20 protein-coding genes are annotated in these 21,952 nt (G+C 38.8%); 4 read left to right on the top strand and 16 right to left on the bottom strand.

From position 1 onward, the window contains the following. Positions 1–241 precede the first annotated feature (241 nt). The 4 genes from KI375_RS25465 to KI375_RS25450 all read right to left on the bottom strand — a co-directional run bounded on the left by KI375_RS25465 (position 242) and on the right by KI375_RS25450 (position 2,301). On the bottom strand, positions 242–421 hold the full coding sequence (locus KI375_RS25465; protein WP_212976182.1) for a hypothetical protein: 180 nt from the start codon (positions 419–421) through the stop codon (positions 242–244). A gap of 90 nt (positions 422–511) precedes the next feature. Beyond that, positions 512–1,099 carry a TetR/AcrR family transcriptional regulator gene (locus KI375_RS25460; protein ID WP_212976181.1) on the bottom strand — a complete coding sequence of 196 codons (588 nt, stop codon included), beginning with the start codon at positions 1,097–1,099 and terminating at the stop codon, positions 512–514. Between the two features lie 3 nt (positions 1,100–1,102). Then, entirely contained in the window at positions 1,103–1,888 is a 786-nt protein-coding gene (locus KI375_RS25455) for a DNA alkylation repair protein (protein WP_212976180.1), read from the bottom strand. Next, entirely contained in the window at positions 1,885–2,301 is a 417-nt protein-coding gene (locus KI375_RS25450; RefSeq protein ID WP_212976179.1) for a VOC family protein, read from the bottom strand. The genes KI375_RS25455 and KI375_RS25450 overlap by 4 nt, the downstream gene beginning before the upstream one ends. 629 nt (positions 2,302–2,930) lie before the next feature. On the opposite strand from KI375_RS25450, the gene KI375_RS25445 reads away from it, so the two are divergent. Genes KI375_RS25445 through thrB form a run of 3 tightly spaced genes read left to right on the top strand, consistent with a single transcriptional unit; the run spans position 2,931 to position 6,197 of the window. After that, entirely contained in the window at positions 2,931–4,229 is a 1,299-nt protein-coding gene (locus KI375_RS25445; protein ID WP_212976178.1) for a homoserine dehydrogenase, read from the top strand. Next, entirely contained in the window at positions 4,229–5,293 is a 1,065-nt protein-coding gene (gene thrC, locus KI375_RS25440; RefSeq protein WP_212976177.1) for a threonine synthase, read from the top strand. Before KI375_RS25445 ends, thrC begins: the two co-directional genes overlap by 1 nt. Next, positions 5,286–6,197, top strand: coding sequence for a homoserine kinase (gene thrB / locus KI375_RS25435; protein WP_212976176.1), 912 nt, complete (start codon positions 5,286–5,288; stop codon positions 6,195–6,197). The genes thrC and thrB overlap by 8 nt, the downstream gene beginning before the upstream one ends. Before the next feature lie 60 nt (positions 6,198–6,257). On the opposite strand, the gene KI375_RS25430 is transcribed toward thrB, so the two are convergent. The 6 genes from KI375_RS25430 to KI375_RS25405 form a co-directional block, all read right to left on the bottom strand. After that, positions 6,258–6,920, bottom strand: coding sequence for a YkyA family protein (locus tag KI375_RS25430; RefSeq protein WP_212976175.1), 663 nt, complete (start codon positions 6,918–6,920; stop codon positions 6,258–6,260). Between the two features lie 110 nt (positions 6,921–7,030). After that, positions 7,031–7,855, bottom strand: a complete 825-nt coding sequence (locus tag KI375_RS25425; protein ID WP_212976174.1) for a polysaccharide deacetylase family protein — start codon at positions 7,853–7,855, stop codon at positions 7,031–7,033. A gap of 393 nt (positions 7,856–8,248) precedes the next feature. After that, on the bottom strand, positions 8,249–9,970 hold the full coding sequence (locus KI375_RS25420; protein WP_212976173.1) for an AAA family ATPase: 1,722 nt from the start codon (positions 9,968–9,970) through the stop codon (positions 8,249–8,251). A 253-nt stretch (positions 9,971–10,223) separates the two neighbouring features. Further along, entirely contained in the window at positions 10,224–10,607 is a 384-nt protein-coding gene (mgsA, locus tag KI375_RS25415; protein ID WP_212976172.1) for a methylglyoxal synthase, read from the bottom strand. A gap of 1 nt (position 10,608) precedes the next feature. Further along, a complete protein-coding gene (locus tag KI375_RS25410; RefSeq protein WP_212976171.1) occupies positions 10,609–12,714 on the bottom strand; it encodes a tetratricopeptide repeat protein in 2,106 nt (701 codons plus the stop codon). Between the two features lie 33 nt (positions 12,715–12,747). Further along, positions 12,748–13,749 carry a Gfo/Idh/MocA family protein gene (locus KI375_RS25405; protein WP_212976170.1) on the bottom strand — a complete coding sequence of 334 codons (1,002 nt, stop codon included), beginning with the start codon at positions 13,747–13,749 and terminating at the stop codon, positions 12,748–12,750. Positions 13,750–14,343: 594 nt separating this feature from the next. Between KI375_RS25405 and serA the strand changes: the two genes are divergently transcribed. Then, positions 14,344–15,954, top strand: coding sequence for a phosphoglycerate dehydrogenase (gene serA / locus KI375_RS25400; RefSeq protein WP_212976169.1), 1,611 nt, complete (start codon positions 14,344–14,346; stop codon positions 15,952–15,954). 690 nt (positions 15,955–16,644) lie between these two features. Here serA and KI375_RS25395 read toward each other — a convergent pair. The 6 genes from KI375_RS25395 to KI375_RS25370 all read right to left on the bottom strand — a co-directional run bounded on the left by KI375_RS25395 (position 16,645) and on the right by KI375_RS25370 (position 21,952). Beyond that, complete coding sequence (locus KI375_RS25395) at positions 16,645–17,790, bottom strand: HAD family hydrolase (protein ID WP_212976168.1); 1,146 nt, start codon at positions 17,788–17,790, stop codon at positions 16,645–16,647. Positions 17,791–17,835: 45 nt separating this feature from the next. After that, positions 17,836–18,066 (bottom strand): excisionase family DNA-binding protein, encoded by a 231-nt coding sequence (locus KI375_RS25390; RefSeq protein WP_212976167.1) that lies wholly within the window; start codon positions 18,064–18,066, stop codon positions 17,836–17,838. Between the two features lie 83 nt (positions 18,067–18,149). Beyond that, the gene (locus KI375_RS25385) at positions 18,150–18,533 is read right to left on the bottom strand and encodes a hypothetical protein (RefSeq protein ID WP_212976166.1); all 384 of its coding nucleotides are present in this window, start codon (positions 18,531–18,533) and stop codon (positions 18,150–18,152) included. Between the two features lie 411 nt (positions 18,534–18,944). After that, the gene (locus KI375_RS25380) at positions 18,945–20,006 is read right to left on the bottom strand and encodes a Gfo/Idh/MocA family protein (protein WP_212976165.1); all 1,062 of its coding nucleotides are present in this window, start codon (positions 20,004–20,006) and stop codon (positions 18,945–18,947) included. 13 nt (positions 20,007–20,019) lie between these two features. After that, complete coding sequence (locus tag KI375_RS25375) at positions 20,020–20,886, bottom strand: sugar phosphate isomerase/epimerase family protein (protein ID WP_212976164.1); 867 nt, start codon at positions 20,884–20,886, stop codon at positions 20,020–20,022. Between the two features lie 85 nt (positions 20,887–20,971). Beyond that, entirely contained in the window at positions 20,972–21,952 is a 981-nt protein-coding gene (locus KI375_RS25370) for a Gfo/Idh/MocA family protein (protein WP_212976163.1), read from the bottom strand.

Here is a 21,952-nt window from a genome sequence, read left to right as displayed (position 1 = left end):
AGCGTGGTGAATGAACATAGAGTTCACTGTTAGTTGCTACTTACTAAACCATTTTTTGGAAATTCACGGTGGTAGGTGTATTTCCTATACTTAAAAATGGGAAAAAAAGGATTTGACATAGTACGCTCAACAATCAAAAAAGCCCAAATCCTCATCATCAACATTGAGAATTTGGAGCCTTATCGTTGCTTCCGGAAATGCACCTTTTTACGGAAAAATTGATCTTATTATTCCATATACATTACTTTCTTTTTTTGTATTCATATGGTTTTTCTGTCCAATCCAAAAATATGATAACTAAAGTAATTCCGATGGACAACCCTATGTTTTCTAACCAATGAATTTCAGAACTAAATAACCATTTTAATATTGTTATTAATACAAAGAATATCACACCAAACTTTACATATTTTTTAATCAAAAATAGCCCCCCATGATAAATCAAGCATTTGCTAACACCTACAATCAAATGGCTATTTGTAGCACTCCTATCAAGTCTTTGTTAATGCGATTAATTAGCCCTTTTGAGACCCTCAAAATACACTTCTAATATCCGCATTGCTTCATCGAGTGAATCACTGGAGCCTTGCTCGGCGATCCATAATGCACTTTCGTTCATTGCACCTGATAATGAATGTGTCAATGATTCTACTGACAGAGACAAAAAACAACCGTTCTTTTGCATCTGTTCAAGCTGACTGTATAGAAGTTTCATTGAGTGGTTTGCATCTAATTGGCGCCAACTATTCCAACCGATAATCGCAGGACCGTCAATAAGAATAATTTGTTTATGGTCAGGCTCAATGGCTGATGTTATAAATGCTCGACAGCCCAGCGACAATTGTTCCCATTGATCTGAACTCGTACTTGCCTGCTGCACGATATTGTCAGCTATTTTCTTTTGAATAGATTCAAGGATGGCGTAAAAGAGGCCTTTTTTATTCTTAAAGTGATGGTACAACGCTCCACGCGTAAGACCTGAATCGTTAACAATATCTTCTAGTGCCGATTTCGTGTATCCATATTTTGCAAAATGGCGTTTTCCCGTACGGAGGAGCAATTGTATCGTTTCCTCTGTTTCAAATTTTGTCCTCTTCATCTGTTATCCACCAATCCTACGCATAAACTCTAGAACATCTGGATCATTGACTTTTATCAATGATCGTAGTCCATGCTTTAATGTCCAATTAATTTTGTTCCCATGCAGCATATGCATATTCTTTATCCATTCAATTGTCTCCTCTTTATACATTTTTGACAAGTCATTGAGGTGGTTTCCAACGGATTTTTGTACATACTTGGAATGATCGGTGATCAACGACTCAAGCAAAGATAGATTCTTATACGGATCGCCGCTTAACACGTCTATTCGCTTCGCCCAAGGTAAACGAGGGCGAGTTCCCTCACTAACGAGGCGACGTACATGTGAGTTCTCATCTACAGCCCATTCTTGAAGTTTCTCTAATACTAGGCTTTCATAACGCAGTAAATAGGGGCGAATTGCAAATTCGGACGTATGACGCTTCGTAATTCTGTACAAGGCATCCATCGACACTTCAAACTCATTCAACCCATACACCTCCACATAATGAGCGATTGGCATTAGGAAATACCCATTTGTAAACATTCCTTGTTCAGTCTTGTTTTCAGGCCCAAGAATTTGCTTCAAAACCTCTATCGCATCCATGTAAGGCAAAGCGAGTGCTTTGTGCAATTCATTAGAAATGACCGCTACCCTGTCTTTCAACTCTAATCCTTCGACTGAGCCGCTCACTCCTTCAATAAAGGTATCGCTAGGAAATCCTGAATAGAGAGGGGATATTTGATTTGCAAGGAATTGAGCTAATTCAGCATCAAAGTAATTTTTTAAAGGGATGTAACTGCTCATGACACAATGTCCGTGAAATGTTTTTGGAATTCAGCGGATGGTGGTATTACCTGAATAACATCGATAAGTATTCCGTTCGGGTCAGATGTAATGAAATGTCTTTGTCCGAATTCTTCATCTCGAAGGTCAAGCACGATGGGGAGATGATGTTTACAAATTAAACGCTCGTAAAGAGAATCAACGTCTTCCACCTCAAGATTTAAGATAAGACCCGTGGTAATTTTCTGCCGAGTATCTATTGGAACCGTATCATGACTATGATGAAGCACCGCTATCTCAAATGAATCAATCCGCAAGCTCACATACCAATCAATTTCGAAAACTATTTCAAACTCAAAATGACGAACAAAAAAATCTGCAGTTCTAGTAACATCATCAGTAAGAATTACAGGATAAAACCCAGTCACTGCCATTACACTACACCCCTTATATATATTTATTGAGTTGATTTTAACATACATACTGTATGTATGTAAAGTAAGCATATATACATAACCTCTTTCTCCATTCATATTTGAGTTCTATCCGTTCTATAGAAGCCATCTCTATTTGATCTATTTCTCATAAAAGTTTGATTATAGCGTCAGGATCGGATCTTATATATATTTTCACCATGAGTAGAAAACGGTGGACGTTTTATTATTTAGCCAAGACAGTCTTGATACTTCGATTAGCCCTCTTTTTTGATTATATTTTGTGAATTTCGCGTGAAGATTTCTCATTTTCATTTGGGGATGACAGTCCAATAATATAATAAAGCAAAACTAATATAGGAAAACCACAATTGATTACGCTCTAGATGGCGCTTTCCAGGATAGGATCTCAACTGCCATCCTCATGGCCCCTCCCACTCCAATCACAGGTCTATGCATTCACCTCTAAAGAACTCCACTAAACATTCTTGTTTTCCTTAAACGCCGGGCACTTATCGCCAAAATTCATGTTGAATAATTTCCAAAAACCCCTTGACAATTTAGCAATTAATGTCTACCATGTAAAGACAATTGTTTTTATAGAAAAGACAGCTAAGGAGTGAACAAATTTGAAAAAGAGTGTTTCTATCGGTCTATTTGGTTTAGGCACAGTTGGATCTGGTGTGATTCAATTGATTCATAACCACCAAGAAGAACTGTTCCATCAAGTCGGCTGTGATGTAAAGGTGAAAACTGTATTGGTTCGTAATATAGAGAAGGATCGCGATATTCAAATTGGAGTTACAGAGTTAACGACAGATCCAAATAAAATTTTGCATGATCCTGAAATTGATATTATCATTGAAGTAATGGGCGGAGTCGAAGAAGCCCGTGAACATATTATCGAAGCTTTGAAGGCCAAAAAACATGTAGCAACAGCCAATAAAGATCTAATTGCTTTGTATGGTCCTGAACTCCAAGAAATAGCTACAGAGAATAATTGCGACCTGTTCTATGAAGCTAGTGTTGCAGGCGGTGTTCCCATTTTAAGAGGATTATCAGACGGACTTGTTTCAGACAGGATCCAGAAACTTATGGGAATTGTTAATGGAACAACAAATTATATCCTCACAAAAATGGATGAAGATGGCTTTTCTTATGAGCAAGCTTTAAAAGAAGCACAGGAGCTTGGTTTTGCTGAAGCTGATCCAACGGCAGATGTGGAAGGCTTAGATGCAGCGAGAAAAATGGCGATTTTAGCAAGGCTTGCTTTTTTCACCAATGTTGCACTTGATGATGTTGAAGTGGACGGGATTAGCCAAGTATCTGTAGAAGACTTAAATTATGGTAAAAAACTTGGGTTAACAATGAAATTAATCGGTCTTGCCCATTTTGAAAATCAGCAATTGGAAGTAAGCGTACAACCAACATTCTTAGCTAAAAGCCATCCATTAGGCGCTGTTAAAAATGAATATAATGCGATCTATGTAAATGGCGAAGCAGTTGGGGAAACAATGTTTTATGGCCCAGGTGCAGGGAGCTTGCCGACTGCTACAGCGGTAATGTCTGATGTAGTTGCGATTATTAAAAACATGCGGCTCGGTGTGAATGGTCATAGCTTTGTCGGACCAAGATTTGAGGGTCAACTCAAAACAGCTGACCAACGTTTTAGCCAATATTACTTCCGTCTACATTTAAAGGACGAAGTCGGTGCCTTTTCAAAAATCACCTCTTTATTCAATGAGCTTGGCATTAGCTTCGAACAAATTTTACAAACACCTTTAAGTAAGGATGAGCTTGCGGAAATTATTATTGTAACGCATACGGTTTCGTTAGAAAATTTCCAAACAGCTTTAATGAAGTTAAGAGATTTACCTGTAGTTGATGATGTAATTAGTTATTATCGTGTTGAAGGAGATGGAAAGTAATGAAATGGCCGGGATTATTAGCAAGATACAAAGAATACTTACCAGTAACAGATGAAACGCCGGCGCTTACCCTGCAAGAGGGGAACACTCCCCTTGTTCATCTAGAAAACCTATCTAAAGAGCTTGGACTTGAATTACACGCAAAGATTGAAGGAGCAAATCCTACAGGCTCATTTAAAGACCGAGGAATGGTCATGGCCGTAGCTAAGGCTGTGGAAGCAGGAAGTAAGTCAATTATTTGTGCCTCAACTGGGAATACTTCCGCAGCCGCTGCTGCATATGCCGCAAAAGCGGGCATTAAAGCGATTATTGTCATTCCAAAAGGAAAAGTAGCACTTGGAAAATTAGCACAAGCAATGATGTATGGAGCCGAAATTGTTGAGATTGAAGGAAACTTCGATGAAGCCTTAAATATGGTTCGTACCATTAGTGAATCTTCTCCAGTAACACTCGTAAACTCTGTGAACCCTTATCGATTGGAAGGCCAAAAAACGGCTGCATTTGAAGTTTGTGATCAATTGGGCCAAGCACCAGATATTTTGGCGATTCCTGTGGGAAATGCCGGTAATATTAGTGCTTATTGGAAAGGATTTAAAGAGTATCATGAAATGAACCAAAGCGGTCTACCGAAAATGTATGGTTTTGAAGCGGAAGGTGCAGCCGCGATTGTTCAAGGAAAACCAATTGCTGAGCCTGAAACGGTGGCAACGGCAATTCGCATTGGAAACCCCGCTAGCTGGCAGCTTGCCGAAGCAGCCCGCGATGAGTCCAAAGGAATGATCCAATCTGTGACAGATGCTGAAATCCTAAATGCATTCAAATTACTTGCCAAAACGGAAGGTGTATTTGCAGAACCTGCTTCCTGCGCTTCGATTGCCGGCGTCTTACAGCAGCATAAAAAAGGCAATATCCCGCAAGGAGCTAAAGTCGTTGCTGTCTTGACTGGAAATGGTTTAAAAGATCCACAAACAGCTATTGGTGAAATCAATATCGATACAACAGTGCTTCCAAATGATGAAGATCAAGTGCTAAACTATATAAAAGGTATTATGTCAAATGAATAAGTGTGTCATCTCTGTTCCGGCCAGCAGTGCAAATGTTGGTCCGGGCTTTGATTCAGTCGGAATAGCGGTGAATAAGTATTTAACTTTGACCATTGAAGAGGCTGATCAGTGGGAATTTGAGCATCATTCAGTTCATTTACCACCTGTTACAGATCCGCGTGAGCATTTAATCTATCGATCTGCTTTACAAGCAGCTGAAGCCTATCATGCTTCTTTACCAGCTTGTAAAGTTCTCGTAGAAAGTGACATTCCACTGGCTCGCGGACTTGGAAGCAGCGCTTCTGCCATTGTAGCTGGGATTGAATTGGCTAATCAACGATGTTGTCTCTCATTATCTGATCAGGAAAAATTAGCGATCGCTACAGAGATCGAAGGACACCCAGACAATGTGGCCGCATCTTTGTTAGGTGGATTCGTTATCGCCTCGAAACTACCAAATGGAGAGTTAGAATGGTTTCAAAAAATCGATGATCAGTTGGACTTTGTTGTTTCCATTCCCGAATTCGAATTAAAAACAGATGATGCCCGGCAGGTTTTACCAGAGCAATTCACTCGTAATGAAGCCGCTGCAGCTAGTTCCATTGCTAATATTGTTTTCGCCGCCTTCATCTCTGGTGATTATGAACGTGTCGGCAGACTGATGGAGCATGATTTATTTCACGAGCCTTATCGAGCTGAGCTTATTCCTAACTATGAGCAAATTCGCTTTGAAGCAAAATCAGCAGGTGCCTATGGTACAGTCATTAGTGGAGCCGGCCCAACTACTATCTCACTTGTTGAAAAAGGAAAAGGAGATAAAGTGGTCTCTCATTTAAAAAGTAAATTCCCTAAGTATACAGTGGATTGCTTAAACATGACATCTGTCGGAGTACAGGTTCATCCTGCTCTCTCTTCCACAACGTAAAGCTCAAAGGAGAAAGAACACTCAGGTTGAGTGTTCTTTCTCCTTTGATTCTATGAATAATTATAGCCTTTTGGTAAGTTGATAATACTGCCTTTTCTCGTGATTAAATTGTGTTGTATATTGATTGAATTGATTTTCTTGTTGCTGCAGTTTTTTATAGAGTTGATTAATTTCTTTAATTTGGTCATCTAATTCTTTTTCGTTAAATTTTTGTTTTTCTATTTGTTGATATAATTTTTTATTTAATGTAATGACGGTATGATAATCTTCCGTATAGGTTAAGTATAGCTGATACCGCTCCTCATTAAGCTTTTCAATAGATGATATAGTCTTGGCTTGCTGAGCGTTCTTCACTTTCTGGCTAATTGGCTGAATGGTTGCCATAATCGTATAAGCCTTGCTAAAGTTTTCTTTACTTTCCTCTAAACATTGCTGCTGCTTTTCAACTGAATGAAGCGCAGCGTTTACCGCATTTTTTATTTCCTCATCATGATCCACTTGATAAGACATCAATTGATCGTATAATTTTATTTCCTCTATACCCGCAATGCTTAATTCTTGTTGATTATTCGCGAATATTTTTTCAAGTTGAGCCGATTCCTCCAATGCTTGCATGATTTCATCAATTCGCTTCTGGTCTTTATATTGATTGAATAAGGATCCGATAAAAAATGCCGCAACCAACACTAATCCGATTGCACATATTCTTTTAAACCACTTCATTGCTTTTTCGATCCCCTTTATCCCGAATTAACTGTCAGTAAATTCCTTATTCGTTCAACTAACTTTCAGTGAGGGAAGGACCCCCCACTAAATGAAGTTTCTCTTTATGGCTAATTAATGGAGTAGCAACGACCATTACATTGAAATGTATAAGGTGCTTGGTCGTTTGTTAATACCCTGGTTTGATAGTTATTTTTTTGTAGATATTGAAGGATTTGTGGAAGATGCTGAATCGTTTCAGGTTTATCGTGTAGTAAAATGATGGGCGCCTCACCTACCTTGCTTACATTAGCTGTTGCTTGAATCACTTTGTTAACAAAACGTTTATCCTTTAATGCCCAGTCCTCACTATCTATGTTCCAATCCCAAATTTTAAAACCCTGTTGGTCTAAATGAACCCTCATATCCATCGTTAAATAAGGAATACTACCGTATGGTAAGCGAATTAAACTAGAATGGATACCTGTCAAATCTTCAAGGATTTTTTGGCTCTCTAACATTTCCTTTAAAGGAGCTTTGGGAGACTGATAGATTTGCTCTGCTTCATGGGTAATGCCGTGCATTCCTACAGCAAAGTCTTCATCCACCATCCTTTGCACAGCAGCTGGATAACTCTTCATCTCCGGACCTAACATGAAAAAAGTCGCTTTCATCTGATATTGATTTAAAAGATCAAGGAGCTGATCTGTATAGGGAGAAGGACCATCATCAAATGTTAAGTATACAATCTTAGCCTCACTGTCCTTATGCAATTGTTTCAGTGCCTCTACTTGTTGTTGCTTCTCTAGTTCAACTTCTTTTTTTATCCGGATTGATTTATTAAGTTTTGATGAGGTGAAATCATGTTTTTCTCCTAGAGTTTCTTGAATGGGTTGGGCCATTGTCATGGAGGGATTTGCCCCATGGCCCTCTGCTGATTTTACCTTGATTAACATCCCCCCTAGAAAAAGACAGAGTATAACTAGAGTGGTAAATATATAAAAGGAAAATTTCTTATTTTGTGGATATTTCGTTTCTTTCATGCCGGGACAAAACCTTTCTAATCATCATATCTATTTGGCAAATTATGTAGGTGGTTGTTCCTTTATTTCTACAAGATATCTATTCGATGATTTCGCGACAAAAATCTACCATAATCTTTTTATTTATTGTATCAAATTATGTTACATAAAAGTTACATTCGTCGAATTTTGTTTATATGAAATTTATTGTCCCTTAATTAACTGTAGTAAGAATCTCCTATCACTGTGATGAGTTTTGAAAATGTGCAGACACAATAAAACATCCAGCCTTCATATTATCTTCATAACAGAGACTGGATGTTGGAATTAAACATATGCAACTTCTAGACTTTCGCCATTCACAATCGCTTGAACTTCTTCGCCATCGAGGGTTTCCTTTTTTATTAGCACTTCTACTAAATACTCATATTCATCTCTGTGAGCTTTTAGCATTAGCTCTGTATTCTCCAAAGCTTTGCTATATAATTCTTGCATTTTAGCATCTTTATCTTGTTGATCAAAGGTCAAAGTGAAACCATCCTCAAGCATACCCGTTTCAACCATATCTTCTAACAGTTTTTTCGCTTGTTGAACATCACCGCTAACGCCTATACTATGTTCGCCCAAGTGCAGTCGTTCAGCGACACCACCTGCCAGGATCATACTGATTTGGTCAAGTAATTCACTCGTAGTGGATAGATGCATTTCCTTTTGAATAGGTGCTACATAACCTAATGCTTGTCCTCGTGGAATAATTGTAGCTTTACGAACTGTATTTGGTTTGGTCAAAGCTTGAATAAGCGCATGGCCTGCTTCATGAATAGCCACTCTTCGCTTCGTATCAGAATCGTTTAATGCCCGTGACGTGGAACCGAGAATCGTACGGTCAATCGCATAATCAAGATCAGCCATTCCAACTAATTCTCGCCCTTCCCTCACAGCTTTTCTACTAGCTGATTCAAATAATGAACTAATTTCAGCGCCTGAAAAGCCTGAGGTGCTATCGGCTAGGAGATCCAATGAAGCAACGACTTCTTCACTAAGTTGCTTTCCTTTCGTATGGATATCGATGATTTCCTTTCTCCCCTTCATATCAGGCAATGGCACATGGAAACTAAAGTCAATACGACCAGGACGTAAAAAGGCGTCATCTAGCATATCCTTGCGGTTTGTAGCAGCAATGAATAAAATGCCTTCATTGGCATGTCCTCCATCAAGCTGAACAAGCAATTCTGTTAGTGTTTTTTCTGCTTCCTCTCCACCATGCTGTTTTCTTTTTCCAGCAAGAGCATCCACTTCATCAATAAAAATGACTGCGGGTGTAGTTTTGCGCGCATTTTCAAACAATCCCCTAATCCGCGATGCTCCAACTCCGACAAATAATTCTGTAAAAGCAGATCCACTTGCTGTAAAAAAGCTAGCTCCCAATTCATGAGCCATCGCTTGAGCGAGAAGCGTTTTTCCTGTTCCTGGAGGGCCACATAATAGAATTCCTTTTGGCGCCTTAATCCCTACTTTTTTGGAACGATCAGGTTCTTTGATGATCTCCAAAGTCTGATGAATCTCATCCTTCATTTCTTCAGGTAATCCTCCGATATCTTTCAGTGTAATGGAAGGTAGGGGCGTAGGTTTAGCTGTGCCATGCTTTATTTTCGTGCCAGCAAAACCACCTTTTTTCTGGATAAACAAACCAGCCCCAATCAATACAATCAATAAACCACCCAAAATCCAATTTCCCGCCTGAGAACCACTCGAAAATTTATATTGCACATTATACTTCTCTACTAATTCTTCCACCTTCGGGCTATTGGGACGAAAATGGGAAATGTATTTTCCTTCTGGTGTTTTTATATGAATGGTGCCATCTGCCATTTCCGTAAGTGAAACGACCTCACCATTTTGTGCTTGAATCACTTTTTCCATTGAGGAAAATGGAATAACATCCCCTTTATTTATCGAAAAAACGGACCAAAACGTAAGTCCTGCAATTAAAATTAAACCAATGACTAGAGGGATCAGCTTTGTTGTAAGTTTAGAATTTGATTTCAACCTTCCATCTCCTCCGAATTAAAATGTCTAGTCCCAGTATATCACGATAAAAGATGGTCGTCATTGGCTACTATTGACAGTTTCTAATCAAGAAAAGCGGAAGGCGCCTGGAGCTAGACATCTATCGCAACGTAAGTAAGTTCACAAGCGGCAATTTTATCGTTTCCAGATAAAAAAAGATCCGACCGATAATAATTTCGGCCGAATCTCAATTAATATGTGATTGTGATTATCATCTTAAGTAAAATAATGTTTAGCGCCAATCGATAAATCCTTGATCTACTCCACGAATCAACACTTCAGCAGTACCCATATTGGTTGCAAGCGGGACGCCGTACACATCACAAAGACGCATCAGCGCTGAAACATCAGGTTCATGGGGTTGTGCCGTTAAGGGATCACGTAAAAAGATAATGACATCCATTTTGTTTTCAGCTATACAAGCCCCTATTTGTTGATCCCCACCAAGCGGCCCTGATTGAAATCGATTCACGGACAAACCTGTAGCTTCCATGATTTTTGAGCCTGTAGTCCCTGTCGCAGATAATTCATGTTTTTCAAGAATCAGTTTATAGGCTGTTGTAAAACGGATCATATCTTCTTTCTTTTTATCATGTGCTATAAGTGCAATTCTCATTCTATTCCTCCTTGTCGCCTTGTAGTGTTTGGCTTTTTTCAAATTCTAATTGTTGCGAATTCCCATCATTTAACCACTTGTATTGATTCAATTGTAATTGAAAAAGCTTTAAAGGTCCTAAAAATAAGTCTGGATTGCGTTTGAATTTTTCCAATTTCATTTGATTTTCTTGAATTGTTGCTTCAATTTCTATTACACGATCTTCTAATATATTCAGTGGATCACGGAAGAATAGTTGGACATCCCGTCCTATACTTTTCTCAAATAATTGAAATGAATAAAAGAATTTCGTTGCAATGGATTCACTAACCTCTTCATAATTTTCATTTTCAATGAAATTGCGATATGAATTGGCTAAAACCGCGTTATTTTTAGTCAGTCCACCAAATAATTTCCCTGCGCCTTTTAATAAGATTTGAGAAGGTGTTCTACGCAAAAGAATATTTTCATTCTCAATTTGAATCGGAATGGTCATCCGTTCGGCATCTCGCTGCCAATCTGCGATAACTTGGAAATCGCAATTAAGCTCAAGCGGCTGCTCTTCTAAATATTCGTTGAATCCTCTTTCCCATTCTTTTAAATGTGATTGTGATTCTTCTAACTTTTGCTTTGCATATTGAATCCAATCCTCTAGCGATGAAGCGTAAATTGGCATAATAGTGTCCTGAATATATTCATTAATACGCTGATTCATTTTCTTATTTAATTCAAGATGAATGGTACGAAATTCCGTATCATCCTTTATGGAACCAGCCAATTCCCTAATCATATCAGGGATCGCCATTTTCATTTTTCCTTTAATTTTCTCTTCAATTGCTAAAAAGGCTTGGCGGATATCAGCAGCTTTTTCCTCTTCTATATCTTTCAATTGATTGGTTGAACCATGCAAACGATCACTGATGTCTTTCTCTCTTTCAATCAATTCAGTGATGTTTTTCTTCAATACTTCCAACTGTTTGATAAAGTAGTCAATCCATTTTTTCCCATAAACAAACCACTGAGCCGAATCAGTCTTTTCGTGAGGATGTGCATCCCATTCTTCAAACTCTATTTCGTTCCTTCTTGCCCAGTTTTTCACATCATCTATTAAAACTTCAATGGCGTCATTTACATCAATCTCGGTTCTAGTTTTTCGAAGTGTTGCTTGCGATCGATCAACGATACTTTGATTAATATTCCCGGGAAAATGATCGTTCCATGTTAGAATAGCGGAATATACAAAGCCGGCATCGGATGCTCGTTCCAATTTTAACCAAGCTTCCAAATATGTTGGCATCAATTTTTCTACATTCTGAAGGGAAAATGAACCACTCATCAATTTATGGTATGTTTCCTTAAATACAGATGATAAATTCCCCCATCTATGTTCCTCTGAGATATCTAAGCTAAGCACTAATGTATTAAAGTCATTTAACCAATCAAATAAGACATCCTGTTCTTCAAACCTCTTCCATAATGATTGACTCAAATCATCAAATAGTTTGAAATCGACCGAAGACGCTTTTTCAAGCACAGGAACAAAATATGGTGGTTCAAAACTGACATGTCCATTCTCCACATAAGACAGAAGCACATGAAACCATGCTATCTCTTTTGTTCTAATTGACTCATTGACAGCTAATTCAACAGCATTTGCCCAGTCCTCCTGTTCCTCAAAAAAAGCCCGCGCCAATTTTGTCACATTCGGATAATCTGGATTAAGCAACACAGCATTTAAAATCATCTGCTTGGCCTCATCATGATTCCTTTGAAGAACATATAAACCAAATAACTGAAGCGCAATTTCCGTATTTAAAAGAAGTGAATCCGTCTTAATTGATTGGTAGATTTCTTCTGCGGTATCATGCAGATCTAATTCAAAGTAGGCATCTGCCATGTTCTTTCGGGCCCATGGCTGCCATTCATTTTGAATGTTTTCCCATTTAAAAATCGCAGTTTCATAGTCTTGGGCATGAAAATAGATTTCACCTTGCGCAAAGCGAACCTCTGTCAGATCCGCTTGGTTTTTCTTTTGTTCCTGAAAAAAATGTTCCCCTAATACCGTAACAGGAGACTCATGAGGCTTGTCTTGCAAAAACTGTTCAAAAAAACATTTTTGAATGAACATTTCTTCCCTATTCATCCTTATCACCAACTTTCTTTAAATAGATGAATCATGCTGCTTGTCTGCTGGGTAAATAAGTCCTATTTGTTTTCTAGCTTCTGCCATTATTCGTGCCGTGATCATCGAATGATCATGAGAGTTAATCTTAGATTCTAACTCTCCTTTTTGAATCAATTGAATAAATTCTTCAACCTCATAATACATAGAAGGCAAGGTAGACGCATGGCTAATCATTTCTTCGCGTCCGTCACGATATTGAATGCTTACCTGTTGTGGGGTTGAAATTTCATCAATAATGATCGTTCCTTCTTCCCCTTGGATTTCCGAGGAGCGATAGGCATTGATAATTTTCGAATGTGTCACAACCGCTTCGAAATCTTCGTATTGCAAGAGCAAGCTTCCAGATCCATCTACTCCTGATTCTAGCATTACAGCATTCGCTTTGACTGATTTAGGCTCTCCAAACAATACAACCATCGGATATAAACAATACACGCCTAAATCCATTAACGATCCATTTGAAAATATGGGGTTAAAGGCATTTAAAACACTCCCTTCCCTGTAACGATCATATCTTGAAGAATACTTACAAAAACTTGCATCATATCTTCTTATTTGACCAATTTTATGTATATTTTCCTGGATTGCTTGGAAATTCGGTAATAAAGTTGTTTTCAATGCCTCCATTAAAACAACCTGATTTTTCCGGGCTGCTTCAATCAAAACTTCCAGTTCCGCCGGATTGGAAGTCATTGGCTTTTCACATAACACATGCTTCCCTCGGTTTAAAAAGGACAAAGTTTGTTTTGCGTGAAATGAATTTGGACTTGCAATATATACAGCATCAAGCGCATCACTTGCAGCCATTTCCTCTATATCTGTAAAAATGAATGAGATTCCATGCTTCTTTGCAAATTCCTTTGCCCGTTCCTCTGTTCGAGAATAAATGGCTGTTAATTGAAATCCGTCTACTTGTAAAGCTGCTTCTATCATGGAATCTGTAATCCAATTTGTTCCAATAATACCAAATCGTACCATTGTCATGTCTCCTTCCTAATGATCCTTATCTATACTATATTGTATTTGTCGTATTCTTGCATTAATCCATGCCGAAATTTATCGAAAAAAACAAAGTTTGTAAAAAGACTCTTGAAACATTTTGTTTCTATGGTAAAATACTTTGTATATTTATTCAAAATATTTTTAAAGAGGAACTTCAAAAAGACGATGAAAAATCTCCCTGATACATATTCGTCCCTTTGACAGCTTTCTTTACATATCAACAGTGAAGACGAAGACGGCTTGAAGAAAAATTCCTTTAGAGAATCGATGGTTGGTGAAAATCGATGACTTTTTCTCAGAATAGCCCAGCACTTCTGAACTGGCAGTTGCCCGGTCTTAAACCGTTATCTTTCTCGAGGCTGTATGGAAAAGCGGAAGCGCCTGTCCAGCGACGTAAATCTGCTAGGCGCTGGAGCTAGACAAGGAAAAGCATAGGCGACTGGATTGTTCCATACAGTAAACGAGGGTGGCACCACGATCTTACGTCCCTCATAACAAGGCGCACGCGTCTGTTATGGGGACGTTTTCATTTTGGAAGATTAATAATACTAAGTAGGAGGAATAGAGAATATGTATAAAGTTTTAGTATCAGATACAATTAGTGACACAGGCTTAACCGCTCTATATGAACATCCTAATTTTACTGTGGATAAAAAACCCGGCCTTTCTCCCGAGGAACTAAAAGGAATTATTGGCGAGTATGATGCCCTAATTGTTCGCAGCCAAACCCAAGTGACAGAAGACATTCTAGAAAATGGCGATAGCCTACGTGTAATAGCCCGCGCAGGTGTCGGCGTTGATAATATCGATATTCAAGCAGCTACAAAAAAAGGAATTATCGTTATTAATGCACCAGGTGCAAATACAATCTCTGCAGCTGAGCTGACAATGGCGATGATGCTATCTCTTGCGCGTAATATTCCTGCTGCCCATGCTTCTACAACTGAAGGAAAATGGGAAAGGAATAAGTTTAAAGGCGTTGAAATGTATGAAAAAACACTTGGTGTTATTGGCATGGGGAAAATTGGTACAGAAGTAGCCAACCGCGCTCTAAGCTTTGGCATGAATATTCTCGGATATGATCCTTATTTAACGGAAGATCGTGCACATCAAATGGGGATCACGAAAGCATCTTTAGATGAAATTGCACAAGAAGCCGATTTTATCACCGTCCACACCCCTTTAATTAAAGAAACAAAAGGCCTTATTAATGATGACTATTTAGCAAAAACAAAGCCGGGTGTTCGCATTATTAACTGTGCCCGTGGCGGAATTATTGATGAGAATGCCCTTGTTCGCGCACTGAATTCTGGTCAAGTTGCCGGGGCAGCGATTGATGTATTTGAAACAGAGCCAGCTTCAAATACTGAATTACTTCAGCATCCAAACGTAGTTGTCACACCGCATTTAGGCGCCTCTACAGTAGAAGCGCAAGAAAAAGTGGCCCATGAGGTAAGTGAAGAAATGATTGATATTTTTGAGACTCAATCGATTCGCCATGCGGTCAACATGCCACAGATCTCTGGAGAAACGCAGAAGAAGCTGCAGCCATACATTACATTGGCCGAGCAATTGGGCACATTAGCCATTCAACTATTAAAAGAAGCGCCAGATCAAGTAGATATCTCATATGCAGGAGAACTGGCAGTGGAGAGTACAGATCTTTTAACACGTAATATTTTAAAAGGTATTTTAACCCATCACTTAGGTGATACCGTGAATCTAATCAATGCCCATCATCTATTAAAAGATCAAGGTGTTGCGTCAAATGTATTAAAAAATCCAAAAAGTAAAGGATTCGCTTCTTATATTGAAGTCACCCTTCACCGTGGAGAAAATAAAGCCAATATTGGCGCCACCATCTTAAATGGCTACGGATCTCGAATTGTGAAGATGAATGATTATCGAGTAGACGTTCGTCCAGAACCAAATCTATTATATATTAAACATCTTGACATCCCAGGTATGATTGGTCGTGTTGGTTCCACACTTGGTGATTATGATATTAATATTGGCACTATGCAAGTGGGACGTGCGGATGTTGGCGGCCAAGCCATCATGGTTCTTACCCTTGATAAAAAAGCAGAAGGCGATGTGCTTGTTGGCCTGAAAGCTTTAAAAGGACTTGAAGATGCCCAGTATTTAGAGCTCTCAATTGAAAAAGTAGCCGTTCCGAATTAATACATGAAGTAAATTCAAATTTGACTAACATAAAGAAGCTGGAACAAAAGTGTTTTCACCAAAGAAAAAACGAACTAGTATGGTGTATATACTCGTTTCGGGAATATACTTCGCTTTCCGGGGTCTTGCCGAACTCTCACTTCTCGCAGGAGTCTATGTATATTCCTTCGTTCGTCTTTGGAGCTTAACAATTTAGTTATGTCCCAGCCTCTTTGTTATTCTGATTGCTTTTAAAATTGCAAGACGACCGCTAATCGGCGACATGTAAATGATCTGATCCAAAGAAAGGCATCCTTTACTTTCTTTGAATCAGATCATCAACGCCTCGGGGTTATTTAAAGTGCGCAGCATCGCCTATGTGCTTCTTTTCCTTGCCTTTAGCTCATTTCAGGTGCATAGAACCTTCTATGTACCGTTTTTCCTTGGCTCTAGCTCTTTTCAGGTACGTAGAAACCCTCTACGTACCAATTTCCCTTGGCTATAGCTCTTTTCGGGTGCGTAGAACCCTCTACGTACCAATTTCCCTCGGCTCTAGCTCTTTTCGGATGCGTAGCCTCCCTAACCCTCTTTTGTATTGCGAATAAATTTCTGATCTTAAGTTCAGGTTATTATTAATTCAACGTTGTTTTAGGTTGATCTTATTGAAACCATTGAAATTGCATGGATACGATCATCAAGTCTACAGCCAATTTATTTCTCAGCGAGTGATAGCACGAGTTCTTTCACACCTAGTACATTGTCAAGAATATAATCGGCTTGATATTCCTCAAATTGTTTTCTTGCCTTCTCCCCTGATAGACCAGTTAATACGGCGGCAAAGCGACAGCCCATTGTCCTGGCGGCTAATAAATCAGCTAAAGAATCCCCTACAATTAATGTCTCTTTTCCATTTTCAATTGGAAAAACGGTCTCGAGACACTCGGAAATCGATTTTTGTTTATTAGATAATGCCCACACATATGTAAATGGATGTGGCTTAGATAACCCTGCGTGTTTCTGACACACTTTTTCGGCTGTTAATACATCATCTGCTGTTACAATATTGTTTGGATCAAAATGCTCAAGCCAGCCTAAATGCTGAAATGGCTCTACGGTTTCCAACTTCGGACGCCCGGTACCAATTCCGATCCGGATACCAGTTTCTTTAAGAGTTCCAAATAAATCTGCAATGGCCTCTGGTTCAGCCAATACCTTTTCGTCACTTAAAAAGCCTTTTTTCCCTAGTTGCACAGAAGGACGTCCTGTTGATTGAAGAACATATGGATCGCCCACATACCATTCCTGCGAAATAAGCTCACAGGTTGACCACAATTCACCCTGTTCGCCGAAAACCGTATGATCAACTCCTAGTTTTTCCTGAGCAACCTGGTCCAAATGAGTAAATAAACCCGCTTTAGAGGCTTCGGCACCTTGGAAATCATAGAGAAAACTCTCAAAGTCGAAAGAGTATTTAGTTTCAGCAAAGACATCTTTCATTTCTAATAAAATCTCACGATTGATCTCATGAGTTACCCAGTGAGTAATTCGTTCTTTCTCTGTAACTTTTATTTGTTCTAACAGATGGATAATTTGATAAGCTGCTGTTAAGTAAATCATATCCCAGTTTGCATTTAACCCACATGATTTTAAAAACTTCAGCACTTGATCTTGAACAAAAACTCGAGCACGAATTTCATCGATTTCATTATCGGTATATTGAGTTTTAAATTCGTTTGGACATAAACCTAAATAATGCTCACTACATAAAACCTCCCAAACGGTTAATGCCGATGCATCAAAATAACGTTCCTCACTTAACAAAACACCATCTACATCAAATAAGACTGTTTTAATCATATCGCCTCTCCTTAACACATACTATCCCATTACTATTTTTAAAATTTAATCTTCGTCTTTCGCATCCCAGTCTTCTGGAATCGGTTCTGCTAACCATTCTGCCAGCATATCCTTATACTTTTCCATTTGCTCTAAATGGCTATCAAATTGATTTTTATAAATTAAATATTGTTCTCCATCATGTAATGCCCGTATTTTTTGATTGAGAATTAATTTCTCAATTATATCTGGGCTAATTTGTAAATAATCAGCTGTTTCAGCTATTGTCATATACATAAACCGCGCTCCCTATTAAAAATATACTATAGTGGATAAAGCGAGAGCCAGTCCCCTTATTGGAAACTGGCCATGCTAGCTTATTAATTTTTTTCGATAGGTGGAATTTCCTTGTTTAGGACCTCAAAGAACTTTTGCACTAAAAAATAAGTGGCTCCTAGATCTCCCAATCCATCGTAGGCTGATACAATATCCACACTACAACGTAACGGTTCTACTTGTACAATTGTGATAACGATTTGATTACGACGTAACCCTCTTTTTTCGATAAGCATTTCACCACGATCGTAATCAAAATGGGTCACGTTCCAACCCGTCATTTTATTGTTGACAACGGATGTAATCGTTTCAGATAGTTTACGTTTTCCAATCTTATAATAACGTGTTTTCAACTTAGGATCTTTTGCCCTGTCACTAGTTTCCGTAGTGTTTCGCCATAATCCGGTAATGACGCGCATCACTGACACAGCATATCCCCCCCTTATATTCTATTCAAATATATGTATACATAAGTCTATTATATGTCTTTTCCCCACTGTATGTCCATTATAGCAAAATAATTCTGTAAAAATCCTATTAGAAAAGCGCAAGCGTCTTGGTCAGCCCCGACAAGCAAATGTTCTGAGACAAGAAAAGTCCGGTTTTGACTTTTATTGGCTCAGGTTATTAAGCGGAACATCGGCTAAGTTCGCGCCGTCCTGGCGCAACACCGATGGACTCGCATCCTGCGAGCCTCTCAGGGCTAGGCGCTGGAGCTGGATCCAAACACTAGCCAAAAATTTTCTTTTTCTATCATCTATAAGAAATGGGTATTTATTCTTGGCATGAATAAATACCCATTCGTAACATCTATGTTTGGTAGCTTCAATACTTAGCTATTAATCAAAATAGATTTCTTTGCCCTTTTCGGCGGATTCGTAAATACCGCTAAGAATTTTTGTCATTTCGACTCCATCTTCCACTGGGCTAAGCGTTTCTTTTTCTCCTAAGCAAACATCGACAAAATGATCGATTTCCGCTTGGAAAGCTTGGCCAAAGTTGAATGTTTTGCTATCCACTTGTGGCTCAAGATTTAACATTGTATCATATTTCTCTGTCACAATAGCTAGGCTCGGTTCTACTTCCGCGCCACCTTTTGTACCATATAATTTAACGGAGATTTCATCTTGCTTTGCATGTAAGGTAAAGCTGACATCAACAAGCAAAGAAGCACCATTTTCAAAGCGAATTAATGCATTGGCCATATCTTCTACTGTGTTTTTGTTTGGATCGTAATCAGCTGCTTTATAGAAAGATAGATTTTTGATATTCTTTCTATTCCCTAATTTATTATAGGTATTTCCAGAAATCGATTTTACTTTTGGACAACCCATTAAGTACCAAAGAACGTCGATCACGTGGACACCAATATCAATTAGAGGCCCGCCGCCAGATCGTTCGACATCTGAGAACCATCCACCTGGATTTCCAAGTCGACGAATACATGTCGCTTTCGCATAGTAAATTTCACCAAGATCATCTTCGTCAATAAAATTTTTCAAAACTTGTGTGTTACCAGCATAACGGCGTACAAAGCCAACTTGTAACTTTTTCCCTGTCTTCTTCACTGTTTCTGCCATTTCCTGAGCTTTTTCCATGCTTGTGGTCATTGGCTTTTCAACCATCACATTTTTCCCACTATTAAGTGCTGCGATTGCAATGTCGGCATGGGAATTGTTCCATGTACAAATGCTAACTGCTTCAATCTCTTGATCATTCATCAGATCATGATAATCGACATATGTTTTACTTGCTCCATATTTCTCTGCTTTTGCTTTTGCTCTTTCTTCATTCAAGTCACAAATTGCAAACAACTCTACCTTATCATTGTTAGCATATGCATTTAAATGGGCTTCAGAAATAGACCCCGCACCAATTACACCAATTTTCATTTTACTCATTATTTTTCTCCTCCTATGCCTCTTCTAAAAACCGTCGAACATTGTCCATGCCGATTTTCGAACCTTTTTTGCAATCTTCCATTCCTTCAAATTCAACAGAAATATAACCATCATAGCCAGATTCTTTAATAACCTTAGCTACTTCTCGCATATCAATATCGCCGTGTCCAACAATGGCTCCTCTTAAATAATTGCCATTCGAGGTTTGAAACCAGCCTTCCCCAGGGGCCTGATAGGACGGACGCCAATAAAAATCTTTAAAGTGAACAAATGAAGCATATGGCAGATTCTTCTTCACAGCTGCTACAGAATTTTCATCTACACACATAAAGTTTCCAACATCGACCGTTGTTTTAAAATTATCACGATTGACTGCTGTAATTAGACGTTGAACACGGTCACTTCCTTGCACGTAAAGTCCATGATTTTCAATACTCGTAATAATTCCAAATGGTTTCGCATAATCCGCAATTTCCTGACATGCTTCCACTAAGATTGGTAAATCTTTTTCAAGTTGTGCAATTGTCGCGTCTTCTCCAGAACGCCAAGCAACATCATGACGCATTAGCTTCACGCCTAATTGATTAGCAATATCCACATGCTGCTTCACTCTAGCGACTTCTGCTTCAAACTCTTCACGACTTTCCGTGATGAAATTCGCCCCGATCAGATAATGTGATATTTCAATTCCTACGTCATTTGCTTTGTCTTTGATTTGTTCAATGAGTTCAGGCTTGCTTAGTAAGTCTAAATCCCCCATGGGAACAATTTCAATATGCTCGCCACCTTGATCTGCAACCCATTGAATGGCTTCTAGAATGGTCATTTCTCCAGCATTCATTGCTTGAAATAAGCTGTATGAACTTAATCCAATTTTCATTGAAAACACCTCTTCTTGATCAGATCCAGCAAATAGAAGGATCGATTCTATTAAATATATGCCGCTTTATCTTATGCTTAGACTATTATCTTTTAACTAAAACTGTTTCGCCTTTTTCCTTTGATTGATAAGCCGCTTTGACTACTTCTAATGTACGCAATCCATCTACCCCAGTAATGAACGGTGCTCTTCCTTCTTTCACACTTGCGATAAAGTCATTGACCAATCCATCATCCATATCTTCTGCATATGGGAGTTGAGTAATAGCGCTCGCTTCGTCATTATAATACAGAGCAAACTGCTTAAAGGCGTCGACTTCAAGATTACCTTTTGTTCCTACAAATTTAATAATCGCATCTCCCCATGTTGGGAATGTTTGTGGCCTTGACCAACTATGGTCAATGGACACGATGACTCCTGACTCCAGCTCTATACTGACGAGTCCACAATCTTCTACATCAATATCATGGAAGCGAGTGTCCATTTCCGCATAAATACTTTTTACTTCTTCTCCCATCATCCAGCGAATGATATCCATAATATGAACGATATGGTCGGTTGCAGCCCCACCCCCTGACAGTTCTTTTTCAATAAACCATCCACCAGGCATTTTTCCATGGTTCATGCCTGTAATGGCAACTACCTCTCCAATGGCCCCCTGTTGAATGACTTCTTTTGCCTGCTTAAAGCCTGGTGCAAAACGGACTGGATACGCAATTTCAAAAATGACGTCGGCTTCTTCACAAGCTGCAATCATTGCTTTTGCATCTTCCACCTCGGTGGCAATTGGTTTTTCACAAAGAATATGCTTTTTCGCGTTTGCCGCTTTGATCACGTGTTCTTTATGATTGGCATTCTCTGAACAAATGACAACTGCATCAATATCTGTTCCTAAAAAGTCATCCAAGTTAGAGTAATAATTACAATCGAATTTTTCGCTCATTTTTTTTCCGCGCGCTTCGTCCTTATCCCAAATACAAGCCAATTCTGCCTCAGGATGCTTAATAATATAATTGGCGTAGCTTCCGGCATGCATATGAGCGAAACTTATAATCCCAATTTTCAT

This window comes from Bacillus sp. J14TS2 (genome assembly GCF_018333015.1).
Classification (GTDB): domain Bacteria; phylum Bacillota; class Bacilli; order Bacillales; family Bacillaceae_C; genus Lederbergia.
The sequence above is the reverse complement of the archived record's forward strand: the minus strand, read 5'-3'. Positions and strand labels throughout refer to the sequence as shown.